This is a genomic window from Bacillus sp. LR--39, assembly GCF_053613335.1.
Window position 1 is genome coordinate 1 of the sequence record NZ_JBSIOT010000817.1, and the last position, 731, is coordinate 731.

2 protein-coding genes are annotated in these 731 nt (G+C 37.6%); one reads left to right on the forward strand and one right to left on the reverse strand.

The annotated features are described in order from the left end of the window. The coding region (locus ACWHAR_RS26730) for a hypothetical protein (RefSeq protein WP_452088385.1) at window positions 1-70 on the reverse strand (70 nt) is incomplete at its 3' end. A gap of 446 nt (window positions 71-516) precedes the next feature. Here ACWHAR_RS26730 and ACWHAR_RS26735 point away from each other — a divergent pair. Then, window positions 517-731: CsbA family protein (locus ACWHAR_RS26735; RefSeq protein ID WP_452088384.1), on the forward strand; the 215-nt coding region annotated here is incomplete at its 3' end.

A 731-nucleotide genomic window follows, 5' to 3' on the forward strand; every position in this document is an offset into this window, starting at 1 on the left:
TCAAATTCATTCCTTTTGCTCCAGCCAGCTGGCTGGACTCTTCTGCCTGGCGAAATAAAACAGAATACATATTTGAAACCCCTCTTTTCTTCATTCATTTTGTTTTTCTCTCTAGTCTTTTTATTGCGGAGCCTATATTTTAAAAAATGATAGTAAACACTATCATTCAATTGTAGGTTTTCAGGAAAATGCTGTCAAACGCAGAAAGTCCTAAATAAAATGAATAGTTAAGTTGGTTATATTATCCTGAAAAATTCGGCCGTACTGGTACTCTATGCCTATTTTCTTTTATTCTCGGAATCTGGTGGCGGACTTGATGATGTAATAAAAAAAGTGCCGCTGATTAGAACAGCGGCACCATGGAATAAGTTTTGACCGGCACCAAAATGCAAATATGGTGATTGATTTTGGCTGAAAAGGGGTATGGTGTAGGAGAGGGAGCGAATGCACGATTGTCCGATTCTTCATTTTTTACTATAATCAGATCAGATGAAGAATCCCTGAGGAGGGTTTTTGTTGATTACAAAAGCCGTTTTTGCATTGTTTTTCCCTTTTATGCTTGTTGTTTTATTTACTAGAGTCACCTTTAATCATTATGTGGCGATCGCTTTAACAGCTGCATTGCTGTTTGCCTCTTATTTAAAAGGCTATACAGAAACGTATTTTATTGTAGGATTGGATGTTGTGTCTCTTGTGGCTGGCGGACTGTATATGGCCAAAAAAGCTGCAGA